General features: G+C 37.4%; 2 protein-coding genes and 1 pseudogene. 1 reads left to right on the top strand and 2 read right to left on the bottom strand.

The window, feature by feature from the left end; all coding sequences use genetic code 11:
• Positions 1-281: 281 nt before the first annotated feature.
• Positions 282-866 carry a hypothetical protein gene (locus SGJ10_02835; GenBank protein MDZ4757061.1) on the bottom strand — a complete coding sequence of 195 codons (585 nt, stop codon included), beginning with the start codon at positions 864-866 and terminating at the stop codon, positions 282-284.
• Between the two features lie 13 nt (positions 867-879).
• Complete coding sequence (hppD, locus tag SGJ10_02830) at positions 880-2,007, bottom strand: 4-hydroxyphenylpyruvate dioxygenase (GenBank protein ID MDZ4757060.1); 1,128 nt, start codon at positions 2,005-2,007, stop codon at positions 880-882.
• 207 nt (positions 2,008-2,214) lie between these two features.
• On the opposite strand from hppD, the pseudogene SGJ10_02825 reads away from it, so the two are divergent.
• Positions 2,215-2,460, top strand: a pseudogene (locus SGJ10_02825) (MFS transporter).
• The last annotated feature ends 53 nt before the right edge of the window (positions 2,461-2,513 follow it).

The following is a 2,513-nucleotide window of genomic DNA, read 5'->3' as shown; positions in this document are numbered from 1 at the left end:
TGGTAATGCCGAACTACATCCCGAAAGCCCCGCTTAATCCCGATAATTATCGGGATGCGGGGGATTAGTCCCTTTCTTTTGGACTATTATATATTGAGTTTCGGTATAAATGGCCCATGATGTAAATCGTGGGCTATTTTTTTGCAGTGCACATTTGGCAAATCTGCTTACGCACAGGCTTGGGTTGAGTTTTCAAATCATCTATCGCGACCACCTCTAAAAATCCTTTACCTTTTGGAAAGTTTCAAACTTTCCAAAAGGTAAAACGACGTAATCTGTAATTAAAAACTATAAAAGAAGTTAATCCCCAAAATATCACTTAAGCCTTTACCATTTTTATTTAAGGTAGACATGTACGAGAAACGCAAGTCGTATTTAGCGTCATTGTCGTCGCCATTACTTGCTCCAAAACGAAAACCAACGTTAACTACAGGGCCGATGGAAAGAGCATTTTCTCGGAGACTGTAAGGGGCCGCTATAAAATCTAAACATGGGCCTGCTCCCACGTATGCCCCAGTGGTCTGGCTAGAATTTTTGGAAGCTCCATTTCCTATGTTATAATTAATTGTAATTGGCAGATGAAACTGGAAGAAACTTGATAAAACTACAAAGCCATAACTTAAACCAGGAATGCCTACCCCTGTGTTAATATTAGCTGAAAGTGAGCTATTATGGCTAAGCATTTTAAAATGATACCGCATATTGTAATTTAAAGTGCCGTTAATAATAGTTCCGTTCTGCGAAGTTTTCAGATATATAGAAAGGCCATATCCAGTTTGGTGTTTGAAAAAAGTACTGTCTTTTTTTGCGGCCTGGGCAATTGTACAGCATAGTACCAAACTAATTATTAATATATATATTCTCAAACTATTATAATATTTACAAATTTCCTCTGTTATCTTGTTCGCGTTCCAGTGCTTCAAACAATGCTTTGAAATTTCCTTTGCCAAAAGATTGTGCTCCTTTGCGTTGTATAATTTCAAAAAATAGTGTCGGCCTATCTTCAACGGGCTTGGTGAAAATTTGTAACAGATAACCTTCATCGTCCCTATCAATTAATATACCCAAACGGCGAAGTGGTTCCAAATCCTCATCAATGGGACCTACTCGATCAAGGATACTTTCATAATAATTATCGGGGATGCTCAAAAACTCTACGCCCCTTGCTACCATTTGAGTTACCGTGCCTACTATATCGTCGGTAGCGATGGCCACGTGCTGAACACCTTGACCCAAATAAAAATCTAAATATTCCTCTACCTGCGATCTTCTTTTTCCTTCAGCAGGTTCGTTGATGGGGAATTTTACAAATCCATTTCCATTGCTCATTACTTTGCTCATTAATGCTGAGTATTCTGTCGAGATATCATTGTCGTCGAACGAAAGTATATTTCTAAAACCCATCACGTCTTCGTAAAATTTCACCCAAGGATTCATTTCGTTCCATCCCACATTGCCTACACAATGATCTACATATTTTAATCCTACTGGTTCGGGATTATAATTCGATTTCCATTCTCTATACCCCGGCATAAACACACCTTTATAATTTTTGCGTTCTACAAAAATGTGCACCGTGTCACCATAAGTATGTATGCCCGACAAGCGTATTTCGCCATTGTCATCTTTGAGAGTTTGGGGTTGCATATAAGGTTTGCCGCCGCGTGTGGTAGTTTCTTCAAATGCTGAATAGGCATCCTCCACCATCAATGCCAAAACTTTTACACCGTCGCCATGTAGTTTCAAATGTTCAGCGATATCACCATTGGGCGTGAGAGGAGTGGTAAGCACCAAACGCATTTTATTTTGAATTAGAACATACGATGAACGATCTCGTACACCTGTCTCAGGCCCAGCATAGGCAAGACTTTGAAAGCCGAATGCCGTTTTATAAAAATGGGCAGCTTGCTTGGCATTGCCTACATAAAATTCTACATAGTCAGTACCGTGCAAAGGAAGAAAATCTACTTCTGTTTGTGTGGGGGTATCGAGTGCTTGTGTGCTCATTGGTTCAGTTTTTTTGATTTGCAAATTTACTGCATTCCCATCTTTTGTTTAAATGCTTTTTTTGTTCATTAATATTTCTTGCTAGAGCATGAAAATCAAGTTTTTCATCATCACTCCACATATAATGGATAACTCGTGCCACTTGTTTTTGGAAATTGTATCAGACCTCTGTAATTTGCAGCCATTATTTTTACAATAGGGGAAATTATGGAAAAGAAAAATTATGGAACTTCAGCACTGTCAGTAATAATTTCTGTATTTTTCTTTTGGGGTTTTGTAGCAGCAAGTAATGGAATTTTTATTCCCTTTTGCAAAAGCCATTTTAAACTTTCACAGTTTGAATCGCAACTTATAGATTTTGCTTTTTACTTTGCTTATTTTATGGGCTCTTTAATATTATATGCAGGTTCTCAAATTTTCAAAGTAGATTTTTTAAATAAGATAGGATATAAAAATTAAAATCCTGTTAAAAAAATCACCTCTTTTTTTAAAAGAACACCTTCTCA

The organism is Bacteroidota bacterium (assembly GCA_034439655.1).
Taxonomy (GTDB): domain Bacteria; phylum Bacteroidota; class Bacteroidia; order UKL13-3; family UKL13-3; genus CANJUD01.
The sequence above is the reverse complement of the archived record's forward strand: the minus strand, read 5'-3'. Positions and strand labels throughout refer to the sequence as shown.

Coding starts and splice junctions, on each gene's coding strand:
- hppD (MDZ4757060.1), bottom strand. CDS start 2,007: ATGAGCACACAAGCACTCGATACCCCCACACAAACAGAAGTAGATTTT.